The 17,318-nt window shown below is 64.9% G+C and carries 23 protein-coding genes; 10 read left to right on the forward strand and 13 right to left on the reverse strand.

The window, feature by feature from the left end; translation table 11 throughout:
- From DWV08_RS10230 to DWV08_RS10260, 7 genes are all read left to right on the forward strand, one after another.
- Entirely contained in the window at positions 1 to 789 is a 789-nt protein-coding gene (locus DWV08_RS10230) for a hypothetical protein (protein WP_115413684.1), read from the forward strand.
- Positions 786 to 1,430 carry a hypothetical protein gene (locus tag DWV08_RS10235; RefSeq protein WP_127097466.1) on the forward strand — a complete coding sequence of 215 codons (645 nt, stop codon included), beginning with the start codon at positions 786 to 788 and terminating at the stop codon, positions 1,428 to 1,430. Before DWV08_RS10230 ends, DWV08_RS10235 begins: the two co-directional genes overlap by 4 nt.
- A gap of 64 nt (positions 1,431 to 1,494) precedes the next feature.
- Positions 1,495 to 1,755 carry a VRR-NUC domain-containing protein gene (locus DWV08_RS10240; RefSeq protein WP_115413686.1) on the forward strand — a complete coding sequence of 87 codons (261 nt, stop codon included), beginning with the start codon at positions 1,495 to 1,497 and terminating at the stop codon, positions 1,753 to 1,755.
- 113 nt (positions 1,756 to 1,868) lie between these two features.
- Complete coding sequence (locus DWV08_RS10245; protein ID WP_162801546.1) at positions 1,869 to 2,912, forward strand: DUF4062 domain-containing protein; 1,044 nt, start codon at positions 1,869 to 1,871, stop codon at positions 2,910 to 2,912.
- 169 nt (positions 2,913 to 3,081) lie between these two features.
- On the forward strand, positions 3,082 to 3,654 hold the full coding sequence (locus DWV08_RS10250) for a recombinase family protein (protein WP_115413688.1): 573 nt from the start codon (positions 3,082 to 3,084) through the stop codon (positions 3,652 to 3,654).
- Positions 3,655 to 3,675: 21 nt separating this feature from the next.
- Positions 3,676 to 4,854: a hypothetical protein gene (locus DWV08_RS10255; protein WP_115413689.1), complete on the forward strand. Its 1,179-nt coding sequence runs from the start codon at positions 3,676 to 3,678 to the stop codon at positions 4,852 to 4,854.
- A 20-nt stretch (positions 4,855 to 4,874) separates the two neighbouring features.
- Positions 4,875 to 5,342 carry a hypothetical protein gene (locus tag DWV08_RS10260; RefSeq protein ID WP_127097467.1) on the forward strand — a complete coding sequence of 156 codons (468 nt, stop codon included), beginning with the start codon at positions 4,875 to 4,877 and terminating at the stop codon, positions 5,340 to 5,342.
- Positions 5,343 to 5,477: 135 nt separating this feature from the next.
- Here DWV08_RS10260 and DWV08_RS10265 read toward each other — a convergent pair whose 3' ends face one another.
- The 5 genes from DWV08_RS10265 to DWV08_RS10285 form a co-directional block, all read right to left on the reverse strand.
- A complete protein-coding gene (locus DWV08_RS10265; RefSeq protein WP_115413691.1) occupies positions 5,478 to 6,059 on the reverse strand; it encodes a hypothetical protein in 582 nt (193 codons plus the stop codon).
- A 39-nt stretch (positions 6,060 to 6,098) separates the two neighbouring features.
- Complete coding sequence (locus DWV08_RS10270) at positions 6,099 to 6,872, reverse strand: metallophosphoesterase (protein WP_115413692.1); 774 nt, start codon at positions 6,870 to 6,872, stop codon at positions 6,099 to 6,101.
- An 82-nt stretch (positions 6,873 to 6,954) separates the two neighbouring features.
- The gene (locus DWV08_RS10275; RefSeq protein ID WP_127097468.1) at positions 6,955 to 7,359 is read right to left on the reverse strand and encodes a hypothetical protein; all 405 of its coding nucleotides are present in this window, start codon (positions 7,357 to 7,359) and stop codon (positions 6,955 to 6,957) included.
- A gap of 106 nt (positions 7,360 to 7,465) precedes the next feature.
- Positions 7,466 to 7,897: a hypothetical protein gene (locus DWV08_RS10280; RefSeq protein WP_115413694.1), complete on the reverse strand. Its 432-nt coding sequence runs from the start codon at positions 7,895 to 7,897 to the stop codon at positions 7,466 to 7,468.
- 186 nt (positions 7,898 to 8,083) lie between these two features.
- A complete protein-coding gene (locus DWV08_RS10285; protein ID WP_127097469.1) occupies positions 8,084 to 8,431 on the reverse strand; it encodes a hypothetical protein in 348 nt (115 codons plus the stop codon).
- Between the two features lie 297 nt (positions 8,432 to 8,728).
- On the opposite strand from DWV08_RS10285, the gene DWV08_RS10290 reads away from it, so the two are divergent.
- The gene (locus DWV08_RS10290; protein WP_115413696.1) at positions 8,729 to 9,217 is read left to right on the forward strand and encodes a hypothetical protein; all 489 of its coding nucleotides are present in this window, start codon (positions 8,729 to 8,731) and stop codon (positions 9,215 to 9,217) included.
- On the opposite strand, the gene DWV08_RS10295 is transcribed toward DWV08_RS10290, so the two are convergent.
- From DWV08_RS10295 to DWV08_RS10305, 3 genes are read right to left on the reverse strand one after another with little or no spacing between them, the layout of a single operon-like run.
- Positions 9,204 to 9,662 carry a hypothetical protein gene (locus tag DWV08_RS10295; RefSeq protein ID WP_115413697.1) on the reverse strand — a complete coding sequence of 153 codons (459 nt, stop codon included), beginning with the start codon at positions 9,660 to 9,662 and terminating at the stop codon, positions 9,204 to 9,206. The two genes, DWV08_RS10290 and DWV08_RS10295, sit on opposite strands and share 14 nt — an antisense overlap.
- Positions 9,659 to 9,976 carry a histone-like nucleoid-structuring protein Lsr2 gene (locus DWV08_RS10300; RefSeq protein ID WP_115413698.1) on the reverse strand — a complete coding sequence of 106 codons (318 nt, stop codon included), beginning with the start codon at positions 9,974 to 9,976 and terminating at the stop codon, positions 9,659 to 9,661. Before DWV08_RS10300 ends, DWV08_RS10295 begins: the two co-directional genes overlap by 4 nt.
- Before the next feature lie 42 nt (positions 9,977 to 10,018).
- Positions 10,019 to 10,789 carry a hypothetical protein gene (locus DWV08_RS10305; protein ID WP_115413699.1) on the reverse strand — a complete coding sequence of 257 codons (771 nt, stop codon included), beginning with the start codon at positions 10,787 to 10,789 and terminating at the stop codon, positions 10,019 to 10,021.
- 122 nt (positions 10,790 to 10,911) lie between these two features.
- Between DWV08_RS10305 and DWV08_RS10310 the strand changes: the two genes are divergently transcribed.
- Both DWV08_RS10310 and DWV08_RS16775 read left to right on the forward strand, forming a co-directional pair.
- On the forward strand, positions 10,912 to 11,157 hold the full coding sequence (locus tag DWV08_RS10310) for a helix-turn-helix domain-containing protein (protein WP_206516705.1): 246 nt from the start codon (positions 10,912 to 10,914) through the stop codon (positions 11,155 to 11,157).
- Between the two features lie 27 nt (positions 11,158 to 11,184).
- The gene (locus DWV08_RS16775) at positions 11,185 to 11,352 is read left to right on the forward strand and encodes a hypothetical protein (protein ID WP_162801547.1); all 168 of its coding nucleotides are present in this window, start codon (positions 11,185 to 11,187) and stop codon (positions 11,350 to 11,352) included.
- Positions 11,353 to 11,569: 217 nt separating this feature from the next.
- On the opposite strand, the gene DWV08_RS10315 is transcribed toward DWV08_RS16775, so the two are convergent.
- From DWV08_RS10315 to DWV08_RS10335, 5 genes are all read right to left on the reverse strand, one after another.
- On the reverse strand, positions 11,570 to 12,298 hold the full coding sequence (locus DWV08_RS10315; RefSeq protein ID WP_115413700.1) for an adenylate/guanylate cyclase domain-containing protein: 729 nt from the start codon (positions 12,296 to 12,298) through the stop codon (positions 11,570 to 11,572).
- Positions 12,299 to 12,305: 7 nt separating this feature from the next.
- Complete coding sequence (locus DWV08_RS10320; RefSeq protein WP_115413701.1) at positions 12,306 to 12,791, reverse strand: Pycsar system effector family protein; 486 nt, start codon at positions 12,789 to 12,791, stop codon at positions 12,306 to 12,308.
- Between the two features lie 100 nt (positions 12,792 to 12,891).
- The gene (locus DWV08_RS10325; RefSeq protein ID WP_115414987.1) at positions 12,892 to 13,101 is read right to left on the reverse strand and encodes a helix-turn-helix domain-containing protein; all 210 of its coding nucleotides are present in this window, start codon (positions 13,099 to 13,101) and stop codon (positions 12,892 to 12,894) included.
- 2 nt (positions 13,102 to 13,103) lie between these two features.
- A complete protein-coding gene (locus DWV08_RS10330) occupies positions 13,104 to 16,217 on the reverse strand; it encodes a type I restriction endonuclease subunit R (protein WP_115413702.1) in 3,114 nt (1,037 codons plus the stop codon).
- Positions 16,214 to 17,194, reverse strand: coding sequence for a restriction endonuclease subunit S domain-containing protein (locus DWV08_RS10335; RefSeq protein WP_206516706.1), 981 nt, complete (start codon positions 17,192 to 17,194; stop codon positions 16,214 to 16,216). Before DWV08_RS10335 ends, DWV08_RS10330 begins: the two co-directional genes overlap by 4 nt.
- Positions 17,195 to 17,318 lie beyond the last annotated feature (124 nt).

Below are 17,318 nucleotides of genomic sequence, written 5' to 3' on the forward strand. Positions count from 1 at the left end.
ATGAACAGGTTCCTCGACCTCAGCACTCTGATGGCGCGCCTGTTGCTCGCCGTCCTCGCCGCCGCGACCTTCGCCCTGCTCGGGCTGTGGCTGAGGGAGGGCAATGCGCTCGGCTTCGCGGCCACGCTGGTCTCGGTGAGCGTGACCTGGTTCTGCATGAGCGCGCTCCGTGGACGCCGGGTCGGCCCGCCGACCGCGGCCGCCGCCCGGCTCCAGCCGGTCGTCGACGCGCTGGCCGAGTACCCCGGCGGCAGGATCGTCGCCGAGCCGGGGTTCAAGCGGGGCGTGACCGCCCTCTGCATCGGCATCGCTGTCGCCAGCGCCGAGCACCTGCTCGGCACGTGGCTGCTCAGCGGCACGGGCCTCCCACCACTGTGGCGCGGACTGATCGCCCTGGCGATCATCCTGGTGCCGGTCTACGTCCTGATGGAGTGGCTCGTCTCGAAGCAGACCTACACCGGGACGCGCTTCGCCTCCAAGATGCTCGACGCCGTCTGGAAGGTCATCCACCCGGACTCGACCACGACCCCGTGGGCTGATACTTCCGTCCGCGCGCGGGTCATCGGCTTCGGACTCGCCCGGACCGTGTTCACCCTGGGCGCGCGCATCGTCGCGCAGGTCCTCATCCCCATGGCCTTCACGAGCTGGGTCTCCATCGGCTTCGTCGTCGCCCTGATCGTCACCAGCATCGCCGGCTGGCCCCTCATCGCCGCCGCCGCGCGCGCTCTGCGCAAGACCGCGCCCGCCACGGCCGAGAAGGCCTCCAATGAGGGAGGCGAGACCGCGTGAGCACTCACATGGCCGACACCACTGCAGGAACGGAGAAGACCATGACCACGAAAATCACCGCCGCTGCCGCAGTCCTCGCGCTGTCGGCCCTCGCCCTGACAGGCTGCGTCGTCGAGAACGTCCCGGCCGGTGCTCAGGACCCGAAGCCCCCGGCGACCTCGACACCATCGGCCGCGCCGACCAAGTCGGAGACCCCGGCCGAGGAGGATACGTCCGAGAGCATCGAGGACGGCGGCCAGGACGAGTCGAAGGGCGAGACGGTCGACATGGGCGTCGAGGCCGGGCAGGTCCAGTACGTCAGGGCGATCCAGAACTTCTCCCCCACTCTCGAGCGTTGGCTCCTGGACGAGGAGGCGGGCGAGGTGACGTACTCGATCATCAACTGCCTGGGACAGCCCGAGGCGGAAGGCGTCGCGACCCTCGAGCCGGCCGAAGGCGGCGAGGGGACCGCTTACGACGCGACGTGGATCGGCAAGTCGCCGATCGAGAGCGTCGCGGCGAAGTCGGTCCGGCTCGAGATCACCGACGACACTCTGACGAACTTCTCGGACGTCGCCACCTCCCGCACGGAGATCGAGGTAGGGAACTTCTCGCGGATGTGCGTCGACGCCGGCGAGACCGCCGCCGACATCGTCTTCTGAGTCCCCATGGCGATGATCACCACGCTGTCTCAGGTTCACGAAACCGAACGAACGGCGGCTCCCGGTGCTTGAGCGCGAGGTCGAATCCCATTTGCTGGCCAGGTGCCGGCAGATCGGATTCCTCTGCATGAAGTTCACCAGCCCCGGGCGGTCCGGTGTCCCCGACCGCGTCGTCGTCACGCCGATGGGCACCGTGTTCGTGGAGACGAAGCGGCCCGGCGGGAAGCTAAGCCTGCTGCAGGAAGTGGTCACCGAGAAGATGCGCAGAGCCGGTGCCGAGGTCCACGTCGTCGACGAGCTGGTCGAGCACCTTGCCACGAGGTAGCTCAGTGCGATGCCCATCCGGGGTCTACTACATCAGCCATGCAGGCACGCCCGAGCTAGTACCCGGAGCCCGAATCCCAATGGTCAAGGGACGCTCGAAGTACCATGTACTCCATGGACAAGCGGTATCAGGTATTCATCAGTTCGACCTTCGTCGACCTCATCGACGAACGTCGAGAGGTGATGCAGGCACTGCTTGAGATGGACTGCATGCCTGCGGGGATGGAGCTGTTTCCCGCAGGGAACGATGATCAGTGGACGTTGATCAAGGGCGTTATCGAGCAGAGCGATTATTACCTTGTGGTCCTCGGTGGTCGCTACGGCTCGGTCACGGCAGAGGGTGTCAGCTACACCGAGAAGGAGTACGACTACGCAATCGAGCTCGGGATACCTGTGATGGGCTTCGTGCCTGCCGACATGGACGGGATTCCCGTCGGCAAGACCGACAAGAGCGACGGGGCGGCGCAGAAGCTCGATGAGTTCCGCGCCAAGGTCCAGAATCGCATGACCAAGGAGTGGAAGAACGCTGAGGACCTCGGGTCGAAGGTGACTCGCGGCCTGTTGCACCTGATCAAGAACAATCCGCGGCCCGGCTGGGTGCGAGGCGATCAGGCGATGACCTCGGAGACGAAGGTTCAGATCGCAGAGTTCGAAGCGAAGATCGCCAAGCTAGAGAAGCAGGAGATCGAGACTGGCAAAAGCGCAGCGTCGGAGATCGACAGCAGCTTTGCCCACGGCCAGGAAGAGGTCGAGGTTGCCCTGGTCCACAAGGGCTACAGCAACCGGGGTTACGGACGAGTCGAAGAGCTCGGTGATCTCAAGTACACGTGGGACGAGATCATGGAGGTTCTTGGGCCGTTCATGATCGACGAGGCACCTGAACCCTCCCTGCGGCGCACCTTCAATAGTCACATGCTCAGCGAGATCCAGGCTGACCCTGAAGGATGGACAGACGCCATGTCTAACGAGTCTGCGGAGATCTCGGACAAGTCATGGGGTTCAATCATCGTCCAGCTACGGGCACTGCGCCTCATCACGACCGGCACGAAGAAGCGGACGGTGAGTGACAAGGCGGTGTATTGGAAGCTGACGCAGGCGGGTGACGATTACCTGGTCGCGCTCCGGGCCGTGCCGAGCAGTGCTCCCGCTCACGGCTGAGACGCTTCGTCTACTTGCGGGCTCGTTCAACAAACGGTCGTTGACGTGAACGGGGAGCCCGGTGACCCAACAACGAACTTCTCGCCGCATGGATGTTCACAAACCCGTTCAACTACTTCTAGACTCGACAGAGCAAGTTGAACAGGTTAAATGAACGCGAGGAGGCTTCATGGCCCTGGTGGGACTCGTACGGGTGAGCACCGCGAATCAGGAGACGCAGAGGCAGCACGATGCCCTCGATCCGATCTGCGTGCGCGTCTTCGAGGAGAAGGTCAGCGGCAAGCTGGCGGTCGACGACCGACCAGGGCTCAAGACGGCGATCGACTTCATGCGCGACGGGGACATGCTCGCCGTACAGGAGGTCGACCGGCTCGGCCGCAATCTCCTGGAAGGACTGGTAGTGCTCAACGACCTCTTCCAGCGCGGATGCACGGTCAAGGTTCTCGACGGAATCGCCGCCGGCGAGCACACTGAGCGCAGCTTCCTCCTCGACATGGCGCTCGCGCTGGCCGAGGACCGTCGCCGGGACATCTCGCGCAAGACGAAGAACGGCCTCGACGCGGCCCGCCGGCGCGGCAGGGTCGGCGGGCGGCCGCGCGTCATCGACGACGACAAGCGCGCGATCATCCTCGCCCGCCGTGAGAGGGGAGAGTCGATCCGCGTGATCGCACGCGTCCTCGGCGTATCGGTCGGAACGGTGCACCGGGTGCTGGCCGAAGAGACGGCCGGAGCGAACGCATGAGCGGGCTGGAGGTCGCAGGGCATGGCCATTGAGGTGCTGATCGGCCGCGATGCCGTCCCGATCGATGACACGGTGTTCACCACCCTCCTCGACAGCTCCGTGGCGGGCACGTACAAGGGGTACGAGCGCGCGCTGGAATCCGGCCGCATCAAGTACGCCGAACTGGTCGAGCTCGCACGAAAGGGCGAGATCCCCCATTCTCTGTTCTTCGCGCCGCTGTCCCTGGTGCAGAGGCAGGTGAAGACGAAGACAGAGAAGCTCCTCGCCGGCGTCAGCCGGGACACGTTCTCGATCGGTTCCCGCTCCAAGGTGGATCTCCGGGACGTCGAGCTGATCGTCAAGGACCTGATCCGCAAGCAGCAGCTGGTCAGGAAGCACGACCCGTCGCTGCAGCGGAACTCAATCATCGGCCTTCTCCGTGATGACACGTCGGCCGTCGAGGCCGACGCTGCTCGCCTCATGTCAGCGATCGGACTCTCGAACGAGCAGCTCCGCTCGTGCAGGACCAAGACGAAGGCTCTGGACCTCATCATCGACCGCCTCGAAGCCAATCAGGTGCTCGTGTCGCGAAGCGTCCAGCACTACATGCCGCAGCGGCTCACGCACGTGGAGTTCAGCGGGATGACGATCCGGGACAACAAGGTCCCGTACATCTTCCTGGCCGGAGGCGACCACGGGGACGACCAGGAGCCGGTCGGGCGCACGATCTTCACCCTCGCACTCATGACCGTTCTGGTGGCTCGGCGGATCTTCGCACCGATGACCTGGGACGGCGGCAGCGCAGAGACCGACCCGGGCCGCGAGTACGACATCGCGGGCGCGATGCTCATGCCCACGAACCGGATGAAGGAACTCCGCCCGGCATCGATCGACGACATGAAGGCTGCCTCGGACGAGTTCAAGGTCACCGCAAGTGCGGTCACAGTGCGGGCGATGAGGCTGGGCATCATCAACCGCGAAACCGCGAGCAACCACCTCGACCATCTACGCGGCGAGTTCCGGAGTCTCCCCAAGGGCGGGCCGCGCAGCCCCATCCATCCCGAGAACGCCGTCCGCAAATACAACGGGCGCGAACTCACCGTCCGCATGCTGCACGCACTCGACGACGGCAGCATCTCGCCGGGCGAGTTCTGCCGTTCGATCTGCCTGAACAATCTCAAGCCGTCGCGGATCGACGATCTCAAGCGGGCGGTCGAATGAACGGTTTCGGACAGCGGTACGTGATCGACACGAACGCTCTCAGCCAGCTCGGCAAGGCCCGCCGGGCCAGCAGCTTCTTCCTGCAGCACGCCGTGATACCCGAAGAAGTGATGCACGAGGCCGTCGGTTTGCCGGACATCGCTTCGCTGCGGGATAACGTCCACCCGACGACGACACGCGTGCTCTACTGGCTCGCCGAGGTTCTGTCCACCGTGCCCGACGACGACACGCGGCTGATCGACCTCTACGCGAACCTGGGGAGTGCGGACCCTCTTGTGGTCGCGTGCGCTCTCGAAGGGCAGGAATACGACAGCCAGTTCCTTCTCGCTCCTGAATGGATCATCGTCACCGGCGACGAGGCTGTGCGCGCCAAGGCGGAGGAGTTCGGCCTGCGGGTGCTCAGCAACTCCCAGTTCGCGACCCTCGTCGATGAATCCGGTCATGAGCAGGACGTTCACGACGACGGTACGATCAAGCGCCTCGAGTAGATCGTTTATCGGGAAGATGGCTCCCGAACCGAGTTCCGAGACCCGATCACTGATGCAGAGCCACTGGGCGGGTCCCGTCTCGTCAAGGTGATGTCTGCGAGACGGTGCATGAGAGTTCCGCAGAGCTACGCGCGCTCACCACTCGGGCAACGCATTTCGCCAAGGATGTCCCCCCGGGAGGCCCACGCGTGCCTCCTGCGCATAGTCACGGAACTCTGGCGGCAGGAGCACTGGGGCATCCGACTCGTCGATGTGCAGCAGGTCCCAACGCCCTTCGTACGCTTCGAAGACCCAGAGGTACACGCGAGCTCGTTCGACCGGTGCATTGCGTTGCCCCGCGGCGACACCCGGCTCAGTGAGCCAGTCCATGTGGCTGATCCATGCTGCAGCTGCAACATGGGACCTCGGAACCACGAAATCACGAAGCGGCGCGCTCTCGTCCTCAGGAATCGCGACGAACACGAAGTACTCACGACTATGGGAACTCGGCTTCTGGGTCTTCGCCCCGAGCGGCCAGTTGAGGCGGTTTTTGTGGGACCCGCGGGCGGCCTTGACTTGGACCTCGATCTGCCGGCGGTTGGCCCCCGCAGCGTCGACCGCAAGGATGTCCGTCCGTTCGAGACCATCCCTCGTCAACGCCGGTGCCCACCCCCTTCTGGCCAATTCCGACGCGACATGATGCTCCCCCACAGTCTTGGTCTGCTTGGTGTCCACCATGAGGCTCACCCTATGGGGCCGACCGGCAGCAGAGATCTTTCAGCCGACCGGGATGTCCTCGTAGACCCCTGTCGCGTGGTCGTACCTCAGGACGTTGAGTTTGCCGACCTCTTCGACCGCACCGTCGAGGTAGTAGTGGCTCTCGCCGTCGTGGAAGACGCCGTTCGAGCCGTCCGGATGGAGCGATCGCGTCTGCACGTGCCCCGCGATGATCGTCTTCAAGAACGGTCCAGTCGTCGCGGGGAACTTCTCGGTGAACACGTAGTCGGGCGTCGCGGCGCGCCACATCTCCCCCGCATCCTCGTCGACGCCGGCGTGCACGAAGATCTGCTCGTCAGTCTCGTGGACGCGCGGCAGCCTGCGCAGCCAACCGACGAGCTCTGAGTGCTTCGTCGGGATTGCGTTCTTGATGTTGTGGTTCATCGTCGGCCCGTCGAGGGCGGACGCGTCGCTGCTGGGATCGTCGTGCCCGAGCGCATGAGCGAGCTCAAGAGGGTCGAGGAACGATTTCACGGTGCCGAGGTCAGCATCGCCCAACAGCCAGGAGGAGTCCTCGTCGTCGGCACCCAGCCAGTCGAGAAACCAGTCGTCGTGGTTCCCGAGCAGCGCGGTCACTCGTTCCGGGAACCGCTGCTGCAGGTCCCTGACCGTCTCGAGCACCTCTCGGCTGGCTGGGCCGCGGTCGACGTAGTCGCCGAGGAGGACCAGCTCGGCAGCGGGGTCGCGGTCCAGGTCAACGAGCTGAAGGGCCGCGCGGAAGGGGTCGATGTGGCCATGGATGTCAGACAGGGCGTAGGTGCGTTCGATGGTCATCGACTCCAGCGTATTCGTGCAGTGGGGCACCGCGAAGGGACCCGGCCACCTGCATGAAGCCGATGGCCGAGTCCCGTGTCGGTCAGCGTTCGCGAGCGGCTCTTTCCGACTCGAGTCGGGCAGCGAAGCCCGCGTCGGTTTCCCGGATCGCGACGTCGATGAGCAGGCCAGTGTCCTCGACGTCGCCGATGTCGTAGTCAGTCACTTCGATCTCGCGGACACGCTGGGCGGACGCGAACCGCCAGTCGAAGACGGTCCACGGACCCCCAGCGAACGCGTCATCGAGATTCTCAGGCTCCTCGGCCCAGTCCCTGATGCGTTCGATGATCTCGTCCTCGCTCAGTCCGGACAGGTCTTCGCCGACAAGGATGTCCTCGGTGAAGATCCGGAACTGGTAGCCGTCGTTCCCGTACAGCGTTGCTTCGAACGGCCCCTCGGCTTCGATCTGTGCAATTTCCTTGGTCAGGTGTGCAAGTGCGTTGTCCATGTGTGTCATCCCGTTCCTGAGCACTGAAGGCTCGGCTGTTGTTCGCATCTTTCCTCGTTGAGGTCGGTCCCGATCAGGTCCGACAGGCTGAGTCACTCCGACGAGGTCACCGTCGCCGCTTCTCCCCCGCCGCGTGTGCAGCCTTCCGCGACATCTCTGCCGCGATGGCAGCGCGCTCCTTGAACCGGCCGGTCGCTTCGATCGCCTCGACCCTCCTCGCGACGAACGAGTGCCGCCGCCTGTTCGGCCCGAGCGATTCCACGACATCGGGCTCCGGGAGGAACTCGGCGACCATGGTCACGCTCCAGTGGCGATCGGCGAGCAGCTCCTGGCGGCGGTAGAGCAGCGGCAGTCCGGCATCCGCGCGCGCTCGGTCGTCCTGCCAGTCGGGCGTTCCTTCGAGGGCCTGCGCGCTGGCCAGGGGCCATCCCTGGTCGGAGCCGTCGAGTCGGTGGATCTTGAGCATCTCCTGCGTCCATCCGCGCTCCGCGAGCACGGAGAACGGGACGAGCTCGTTCGTCTTCTCGTCGATGGCCATGAGGTGGTCCTCTCGTCGTGGGTTCCTGTCACCCACCCGCCCGGGGCCGGCTCCGCCGGCCCGAATGACCACCGAGCGCGACCACGCCGCAGGCGGAGGTCGCCATTCAGCCGCATGGACTGACCAAGCGACGCGAAGGGGTCATGCTGTGGCCGGCGGAGCCGGCCCGGGTGGAGGGCGAGAAGATCACTGCGGCAAGCGGTGGACGTCATCGATGTACTGCCGGATCGCCGTCCGCGCCTTCGCTTCGTCCGCCGGCGCGCCGAGAGTCCTCTCGAACGTCGCCATGGACTCGTCGATGACGGTCTCGACGAGGACGTCGGGGTCGAACTGCTCTCTGCCGCCGCCGAGGATGAGGCGTTCGGCGACCTCGAGGAAGATGCCGCTGATCGTCTCGGCCATGTAGTCCTCCTGGCCCATCGTGAACGGCTTCGTCAACTCTGCGTAGCGCGCCTGAGCTCGTTGCGTCAGGTCGTCACCGCTGACGCTCGCGTCGCCGACCTCCTCGACGGTCTCCAGGATCGCGCGCTCCACCGGCGTCGCGATGAGGTCTGCGTCATCGACTCGATTTGGAACCATGTGATACCCTCTTCTTCTACAGGTCGTACTTGTATCAACACTCCTCCCGGACGGGCTCCGCCCGTCCACCACCACGCTCCAAGTCGACGCCTTCTTCAGTCACTTAACGACTTCTCATTCAAATGCGTTGCCGTCGCATCCCTACGGCTCGGTAGCCGCAGATCCGGCTTCGCGATTGCCCTGGCTCGTCGACCTGCGCCGATCTCCTGAGTGGTCACCTGATCTGAGTCCCTTCGGGTCGACAATGGAGGCATGGGAGCAGGACGACGAGGACGGTTCAGTGTCGACGGCCACGAGTTCACTGGCTGGGAGCCCGCGAACGAGCTGAGCGACGAAGCTCAGGAGGAGATCGACCTCATCGAGTCCCTGGCGAAGAGGCGCGCGCACGACATCGAGACCCGGGATTCGCTCGATGAGAAGCGCAGGCGCATCGAGGGCTCCCTCGTCCCGACCTGCGAATGCGGTTGGCGCGGACTGCCCAGCGCCTGGGCTCCGCCGCGCTCCCGGAGCCGGCGCGGCGGCCAACAGCACATCGAGCACAGGTACGCCCAGGAGACGAAGCGCAGCCGAGGAGAGCTCGGCGCGGAGATGGCCGCTGCAGCGCTCGACCACGCCGCCGACGCCTGGGTGGGGGACGCGACGGTCGAGCAGTGGCTGCGTGCCCGCGCCGACCACATCATCGAGCTCGGCTACTACGACGGAGAGGAGTGGCCGTCCGAGCCGACAGTCAACGACGCTTGAAGACCTCGCCCATGCCGGAGAACAGCCCGTCGAACCATTCGCCGCTGTCGGCTCCAGACGCCTCCTCTGGCGGCACCTCCGACTTCAGCGTGAGTTTCACGTAACCCTTCGTCGGCCGCGACTCGACGACGTAGACGATCTCGTGCCGGATGACCGCCTCGCCGTGGTTCGAGTCGGTGGCCGTGTCATGGGTGAGGACGCGGAAGCCGCGCTTGTACCCGATGTAGTCGAAGAACTTCTGCCTCGCCTGCTCGTCGAGCTGACGGATCTGCGTGGACGGACCGCGGACCGTGATCCGCTGCAGGTGCGTGCAGTCGACGTCCTCGGTGGGGCGATCGCCGTCACCGAAGTCGAGGTCGAGGTTGGCCTTCGCCTGGTCCAGCTGCTGCCGGCTCGGATAGGCCACGCGCCCCTGGTAGTACCGGATCGGCGCGATGACGGTCATGCGCGCGCGGCCTGATATGCCCGGTAGATCGAGTTCGGGATCTTGCCGTAGTCGGCGAGCTCGTAGCCGTTCTCCCGCGCCCAGGCGCGGATCTCCTCGCGCTCTTCGACCGTCGTGTCGGGCACGAAGCGGTTCGACGGCTTCGATTGCGCCTTACGGCCGGCCGCGATGTACGGGGCGAGCATCTCGTCGAGCTCGGCGCGCTCCGAGGCCGTCAGCTCCGTCTCGTACCAGGCGGACTTCCAGCCGATCGTCACCGTCTCCGCATCGGGCTCGCCGCTCAGGTCGGAGACCAGAACCGTCTTCGTCGCCATGATCTTCTCCTCTCGTGGTCGTCTCTCGCTGGCTCCGCCGCTTCAGTCCTCGTCCGGCGCAGTCCACTCCCCCGCGGGTGTCACGTCGGCCTCGGTGTCGCCGGTGAGGAACAGCGTCGTTCCCCCGCTTCCGCTCTGGGTGCCCCCGACGACCGCGATGTCGACGTCGGCGAAGGTCTCCAGCTCGCCGTCCTCGCCCGGGTAGAGGAAGTCCAGCGGCAGGAAGCGGTCGTCCGCGTCCTCGCTGCACTGGTCGACGAACGTCATCTTCGAGAAGTCCTCGGTGATGTACTCCCCGTCGTCCTCGAGGTCCTCGTCGCTCGGCAGCTCGTCGACCACGGTGGCGTCCGAGTACCTCCGATCCTTGGTCAGGGCGGACATCACGTATTCGTGTGGGTTGCCTCCGCCCCGCTCACGGGGCGCGGACAGCGTGTCCTGGCCGCCATTGGCGAACACGGTCTCGACGTCGAGACGGCACATGCCGGTCTCGAAAGCCTTCGCACTGATCGTGTACTGACCGACCGTCAGCTGAGCCCCGGCCGGCAGGGCGCTCTCCAGCTCGCCGGAGAGCTCCACGGTCACGGGCGAGTCGGAGACGGCGAATGGGGTGTCGTCAGCAGTCTTCGCTTCGTCGAACTGATAGATGGTCGACTCCCGAGCACCATCTCCCGCGCCGCCGTCGTTGCCCCGACCCGCTCCAGAAGCTTCGTCGCTGCCCGAGCCGCAGCCGGCGAGCACAAGCGCGGCCGCCAGGCCCGCGGCGGTCGCGGTGATCCTCGTGCGAATGGTCGTGGTGGCGGGGGTCCGGGTCATGCGTTCGCATCGTCCATTCGTCGTCGGTGCACGTCCTCCAGGTCGGCCATGAGCCTGGTCAACAGCTTACAGGAACTCATAAGTTCCTGGTCAGACTGGTACCGATGAATTCCTGTTGAGAGGTGACGAAAGAACGATCCGACTCATCTCTGAACACATCGCTCGGCGAGCAGCTGCGCGCCATTCGACTCGCCCGAGGACTCACCCAGGAGCAGCTCGCCGAGGAGCTGGAGGTCTCCCCGAGGTACCTCGCCGGCGTCGAGCGCGCCGAGCGTAATATGTCGCTGGCGACCGTGGAGTCCCTGGCAGAGCAGCTCGGACTGACACCGCGGATCGTCCTCGACAGCGGGGCCGACTCGGCCGGTTGATCCGAGCGTCCGCCATATCCTGGAGACATGTCCGATCCGCTTTCGCCCGGCGACGAGTCCTACCGCACCTGCCCGGAGTGCGGCGGCGACTGCGTGCCCGAGCCGGTGCCGACGGGCGAGGGCATGAGGATCGCGTTCACCTGCCCCGAGCACGGAGTGCACAGCGTGGTCGACCCGTTCAGGGACCAGCGGTGACCGTCGAGTCGCGAGAGGTCGCCCTCTCCGCCACGCGATGGATCAGTTGCGATTCAGCCCGTGCCCGCGCGTATCCAGCGCGCGCTTGAAGTGGCTCTCGGCCTCGGAGCCTGGCACACCTGATCCGCCTACTGCATCCGATCCCCACAACCTCGGTCGAGTCGGCCCTTGCAAGAGGTCGCTCCATTCTCCGCACGGGTCGGCCATTCGCCGCCTATCACTTAAGCGTCTTGAGCCAATCGTACATCTCGGTGTTCACCACGTTGCCGGTGTAAACGGTGCCGAGGTCCGTGATGTAGCGCGAGGAGAGGAGGCCTTGGTTGTGGTCGTTGAGGTTCTGTTGGAACACCCCTCCGACAAAGAACGGGTCATTCGATCCCCTCCCGGCCTCGTGCGCGAGATGAGCTGCGCGGTTGACGACGTCCCCCATGTAGATGACGTCGTTGATCCCGCTGCCACTGAACCCGGCCTTGATCATGAGCACGCGCCCGTAGTCGATGCCGATGCCGATCGCGAGCGGGTCGATGCCCTTCTTCGCGTAGCGGTGGTTGAGTAGCTCCAGGACTGTGTTCGCCTTGGACGCGACTCCGAAGACGGCATCGATGTTCGGCTTCCTCGGAGTGTTGTAGACCGCCCACACGCAGTCGCCGACGATGCTGACCTCCCGGACGTTGGCGTCGGAGTTGAGCACCGCCACCATTTCGGAGATGAATGCCCGATAGATCTTCGCCAGCGTGGGGCGCTTGTATTTGCTCGTGAGCCCCGACGAGTCGCGGATATCGATGAAGACCGCTGAGCACATGCCGTAGAAGCCGTTGGAGTACGTCAGTCGATCCCGATCCGGAAGATTGTCGACCTCCTCGAAGACTCCCGCGGGCTGGTTCAGAATGTCCGCGATACGGTCGGAGCTGTTCGTGTAGCTGTACGCCTTGAAGTTGCCGTCCATGTCGTCCCTATGTGTTCGTGCTTCCGATGACGATCGCGAGTGCAGCGACCGTCGCGCCCGCCGCGAAAGCCGAGCGCATGGCCCATTTCGCGAACTTCGCCTTGGTGGTCGCGATCCTGGCGTTGGCATGGATCTGGTCCGCGAGGTCCCTCGTCAGCTGAAGCGGATCGGCGGTGAGTGTGTGGAGCACGTCCGCGTACTCTTCGCGCTTGCCTTTGAAGTTCCGCGAGATGCTCGCGAAGAACAGACGGTTGATCGCATCGCGGTCCGCGTCCTTGTCGTTGACTCGGGGCGTCAGCGTCCATCCGCAGAGCCCTCCCGTCAGCACCAGCAGCGCGCACGCGACGACAACCAAGGCGTCGAATATCGGCGATCGAGACTCGAAGTCTCTCGCGAGGTTGAACGTCATGGTGCCCAGCACGCCCGTGAACGCGAGAGTAACGCCTGCCTTGGCGTCAGAGTGACGTATCCACTCGTTGACCAGGGCGAGCACCTTCCACGCATGGTCGGGGTTCGGCCCAGCCGTAGCACGGTCGTCCGCCAGCGGTCCGAGTTGTGCGCGAGGCCCGCGCAAGAAGCGCCATCGCATAACCTCAGTCGCCGCCCTTCAGCTCGAGCCTCAGGCCCAGCACCTGCGCGATCTTGGCGATGGTGGCGGTAGTGACGTCGTTGTTGGCCTCGATCCTCGCGATGGTCGGGCGTGATAGGCCGGCTCTCTCCCCGAGCTCCGCCTGCGACCATCCCTGCTTCTTCCGGGCCTCGCGGATGACGTCACCGAGGCCGACCTCCTCCGTCTCGCCCATGATCACGCACCTTCCATATCGGTGCCCGCATCTGCGTCGGATCGGTGCTGGGCATGGAGCGCGTCCGCTGCGATGTCGGCGATCTGATCGATGAAGCCGGGGTCGGTCATGTAGGACTGGATCTCCTTCGACTCGTTCACCGTCTTCAGGACCGCGAGGCCCACTGCACCGCTGAAGCCCTCGGACGCCTTGAGCTGGGCGACGGTGTTGTTCTTCGCCATCGCCACGGCCTCCTCGTTGTCGTCGAGGAACCCCCAAAAGGTCGTGATGAAGCCTGAGACGCTCTCGGGGCTCACGTCCACGCCCTTGGCCCTGAACATCTCGTTGACCTTGTCGATGGCCTCGTCGAGCGGCCCACGCTTCGGAGCGGCGCTGCCGCCGTGCTCGCCGTCGAAGACCGGCAGCCTGATCGCTTCGGAGCTGCCCTCGCTTAGCGAGTGGTCCTCCTCGATGGCGGACGGGACGAGCTTCACGCCCGAGAGCTGTACGCCCTCGAGGAAGCTGTCGTCACGATCGTCGCCGTCGGCGTGCAGGTTCCGGCCCAAAAGGGTCGCGAGGATGGCGCGCCGGTGCAGCTCCGGGTCCTGGTAGTCGACGATCTGGCTGAGGAACTGCCAGGCGTTGCGGTACCCGAGCACGTCGGCGCGGAATGCCTCGAGCTCTTCCTTCCGTTTCTTGTCCTTCGACAGCACGGCCCGCCTCCACTGGCCGTTCCACCGGTTCTTGATCGGTGACAGTGCCTTGGCGATCACCTCGCCGCCCAGCACCGAGAGGAAGGCGTCGGCGACCGCCTCCATCTCCTCGTGCGTATAGAGCCCTGCGGTGTCCAAACGTTCGCCCACCGTGATCAGCGCGTTCGGGTCGACGTCTCCGGCGACGTGGGCGTCCGAATAGTAGAGCTTGAAATCGTCCTGAACACTGGCCGGCGTGTTGCGGAAGTCGACAACGATCGGCGCGGTCTTGCCCGGGTAGATGCGGTTCAGACGGGACAGCGTCTGCACAGTGGCGACGCCGGAGAGCTTCTTGTCGACGTACATCGCCATCAGGCGCGGCTCGTCGAAGCCCGTCTGGAACTTGTTCGCGACGATGAGGACGCGGTAGACGCCCTGCTCCCGGAAAGCCCTGCCCACATCGCCCACGCCATTTACCGACACCTCGGTGACGCTCTCCCCGTCATCGTCCGTGAGCGAGCCCGAGAACGCTGCGAGTGTGTGCAGGTCATAGCCCTTCTCGGCGATGTACGCATCCATCTTCCGCGACCAGCTCAGCGCTTCCATCCGCGAGCTCGTCACGACCATGGCCCGGGCCTGCCCATCGAGGAGCGGCTGCACATTTCTCCGGAAGTGCTCGACGACGACCCGCACCTTCTGCGCGATCGCGGTCGGGTGGAGCCGGGCGTACCGGACGATGCTCGAGACCGCCTCGCCGGTGTTGACCTGGATCTCGCTCTCCGATTCCTCTTCCTCCAGCGTGTTCTTCACCCGGAGGAACATGTCGTAGGTCGAGTAGTTGGTGAGGACGTCGAGAATGAAGCCCTCCTCGATCGCCTGCGCCATCGTGTAGGTGTCGAAGGCTTCCCAGCGGTTGTCGCGCTGAGTACCGAACAGTCGCAAGGTCTTCGCCTTCGGGGTCGCGGTGAGGGCGACGAAGGTGATGTTGGCCGATGCCGCGATGGCAGAGTCTTTGGCCGCCATGAGGTCGTCCGCGCTGATCTCCTCGTCAGGGGCAACCTCGACGTCGACTAGCAGCTCCTTGAGCTGCTTGGCAGCGGACCCCGACTGCGAGGAGTGGGCCTCGTCAGCAACGACGGCCCAGCGCCGGCCGCGCAGCTCCTCGGCGTCCTCGATGAGCTCCATGACCTCGGGGAAGGTCTGCAGCGTGCAGGTGATGATGTGGTCACCCTCGATGAGTGCCTTCTTCAGCTGCGGGGACTTCGCGCCGGACTTCTCGCCCACAGCCACGACGAGGCCCTTGCTCGACTGCACAAGGTTCATGTCGTCGCGGATGTTCTCGTCAAGAACCGTGCGGTCGGTGACGACGATGACCGAGTCGAACGTCGACTTCGAGTCGGCGCTCATATGGCGGATAAGGCGGTGGCTGAGCCAAGCGATGGTCTTCGTCTTGCCCGAGCCCGCCGAGTGCCAGATCAAATAGCGCTTACCGGGGCCGTTCGCCTCAACGTCGGCGACAACGCGCTCGACGGCCCGCAACTGGTGGAAGCGCGGGAAGACGAGCCGACCGTCATCCTTCTTCCCGGATTTGCCGGGCTCGAAGAGGGCGAAGTCCTTGAGAATACGCATGAAGGTCGGTCGCGCGAGGATCTCGCGCCAGAGGTAGCTCGTCGACGAGCCGGTCGCAGACGGCGGGTTGCCCTCGTGTCCGTCGTTCCCCTGGTTGAAGGGCAGGAACGCCGTGTCCCCGCCCTGCAGCTTGGTCGTCATGTAGACGAGGTCGTTGGATACCGCGAAGTGGACGAGCGCCCGGCCCGGGGCAAGGAGGGGCCTGCTCCTGCCCGGCTTGCGGTCCTCCTTGTACTGGCGGATCGCGTGGTTGACGGTCTGCGTGTTGTCCGTCTTGAGCTCGAGCGTCACGATCGGCAGGCCGTTGGCCAGGAGCACCACGTCGATGCTCTCGTTGGTCTTCGTGTCGAAGCGCACCTGGCGCAGGACCCGCAGCCTCACGGCGTCGGCCGCCTCGACGACCTCGGTCAGGTTCGGGTTCGCCGGCGGGAAGGCCATCATCGGGCCGAACTTCGCCGTCGGACGGCCCATCTGGGCGTAGGAGAAGCCCTTGCGCAGCACGCCGAGGAGACCTCCGACGGGGTGCCCGGTCGTCGGGTCCATCCGCGTCGCCTTGGCGAGCTCCTTAATGATGTGGTCGAGGAGCTTCCTCTCGGCACCGGCCTTCTGCTCGCCGACGAGGTCCTCGGGGACGGCTTTCTCGTACTCGTCCGGGTACTGCGTGGCCAGCCAGTGCAGCGCGTCGGCAGGCATCATCGCAAGCCCGACGTCCCAGCCGGTCGGCTTGCCGTCGCCCTCGTACAGCCAGCCGCGCTCGGCGAGCTCTGCGCAGAGGTTCTCCTCGAACTCTCGTTCCATCAACTGCGCGTGGCTCATGCGACTTCCTTCCGTCCGGTCACGACATCGGTGATGAGCGCGGCGCGGCGCTCGAGGAGCAGGGACTTGAGATCGGCGACCTTCGCCAGCATGGCATCGACACGCGTGGCCGCCTCGTCGAGCTCGTCGGCGATCCTGATCTGCTCGTCCAGGGGCGGCAGCGGGACCGGGGTCGCGTCCAGGACCGTCTTCGTCACGCGCTGGGCGTTAGGGCGCACACCGGTCGCGATCGCGGCGAAGTAGTCGATGTACCGCGAGCTCCGAAAGAGGTGATGGACGTAGCGAGGCTCGAAGCGGTCCGAGATCCAGAACGCCTTGTAGTCCGGGCTGATGTACCCAGTCAGCGGCGACACTCCGAGGCCACCGTGGTTCAGCCACATCATGTTGGCGGCGAGCTGACCCGGTCGCACGACCCGATACTTCGAGACGTCGAGCGAGGCCTGCTGGCCCTCGGTGCGGGTGTTCAGCTCTACGCCCCGATACTCGGAGATCGAGAGCAGCGGGCCCGGCGGATTTTCACCGTTGCGCTCGGCACTCTCGGTGAAGTCGTAGCCGAACTTGGTGCGATCCCAGTGCTCGGGAATGCCCGAAAGTGGCGAGTGAACATCCACTGCAATCGCGTCTTGAGCAGGGCTCAGACCAAGGACAGACAACGTGCCCAGTTCGCGGAGACGCGCCTGCAAGAGACTACTAAGATCGCCCAGCTTGTCGACAAGCGAAAGAATCTTCGCGCTCTCAGAATCAAGGTGTTCAGCAATCTTCTTCTGCGACTCTAGATCATGGTTAACATAGGGAATTTCACCGATGTGCCAGGCAGTAATTGCCTTGAATGTACTCCCAGTTGACTCGGCCTGGAGGAATCGTTCCGCGTCCTCGAGGACCCATCGAAGAAATCCAGGATGCACATCGATGGCACGAATAGCTGCCAAACCCCGCCCCATCCCGTATACCTGATCCGCAACGTTGACACTACCCACGGGAGCTCGAACCGAGATAAGAGTGTCGCCAGGGGCGCAAACTTTTGTAGCTACCGAACACTCGTATCGCGGCTCCGGATGAGTGGCCCCAAACTCCGCCTTGCCCTGAAGGAAAGGTTGCCCT

The sequence above is a fragment of the Brachybacterium saurashtrense genome (assembly GCF_003355475.1).
Taxonomy (GTDB): Bacteria; Actinomycetota; Actinomycetes; order Actinomycetales; family Dermabacteraceae; genus Brachybacterium; species Brachybacterium saurashtrense.

Coding starts and splice junctions, on each gene's coding strand:
- DWV08_RS10275 (WP_127097468.1), bottom strand. CDS start 7,359: ATGGACAACGCACTTGCACACCTGACCAAGGAAATTGCACAGATCGAA.
- DWV08_RS10295 (WP_115413697.1), bottom strand. CDS start 9,662: ATGACCGTCATCGCGCCGATCCGGTACTACCAGGGGCGCGTGGCCTAT.
- DWV08_RS10245 (WP_162801546.1), top strand. CDS start 1,869: ATGGACAAGCGGTATCAGGTATTCATCAGTTCGACCTTCGTCGACCTC.
- DWV08_RS16775 (WP_162801547.1), top strand. CDS start 11,185: ATGTCCGATCCGCTTTCGCCCGGCGACGAGTCCTACCGCACCTGCCCG.
- DWV08_RS10300 (WP_115413698.1), bottom strand. CDS start 9,976: ATGGCGACGAAGACGGTTCTGGTCTCCGACCTGAGCGGCGAGCCCGAT.
- DWV08_RS10250 (WP_115413688.1), top strand. CDS start 3,082: ATGGCCCTGGTGGGACTCGTACGGGTGAGCACCGCGAATCAGGAGACG.
- DWV08_RS10315 (WP_115413700.1), bottom strand. CDS start 12,298: ATGGACGGCAACTTCAAGGCGTACAGCTACACGAACAGCTCCGACCGT.
- DWV08_RS10305 (WP_115413699.1), bottom strand. CDS start 10,789: ATGACCCGGACCCCCGCCACCACGACCATTCGCACGAGGATCACCGCG.
- DWV08_RS10230 (WP_115413684.1), top strand. CDS start 1: ATGAACAGGTTCCTCGACCTCAGCACTCTGATGGCGCGCCTGTTGCTC.
- DWV08_RS10330 (WP_115413702.1), bottom strand. CDS start 16,217: ATGAGCCACGCGCAGTTGATGGAACGAGAGTTCGAGGAGAACCTCTGC.
- DWV08_RS10290 (WP_115413696.1), top strand. CDS start 8,729: ATGGGAGCAGGACGACGAGGACGGTTCAGTGTCGACGGCCACGAGTTC.
- DWV08_RS10255 (WP_115413689.1), top strand. CDS start 3,676: ATGGCCATTGAGGTGCTGATCGGCCGCGATGCCGTCCCGATCGATGAC.
- DWV08_RS10270 (WP_115413692.1), bottom strand. CDS start 6,872: ATGACCATCGAACGCACCTACGCCCTGTCTGACATCCATGGCCACATC.
- DWV08_RS10265 (WP_115413691.1), bottom strand. CDS start 6,059: ATGGTGGACACCAAGCAGACCAAGACTGTGGGGGAGCATCATGTCGCG.
- DWV08_RS10325 (WP_115414987.1), bottom strand. CDS start 13,101: ATGGGCGAGACGGAGGAGGTCGGCCTCGGTGACGTCATCCGCGAGGCC.
- DWV08_RS10280 (WP_115413694.1), bottom strand. CDS start 7,897: ATGGCCATCGACGAGAAGACGAACGAGCTCGTCCCGTTCTCCGTGCTC.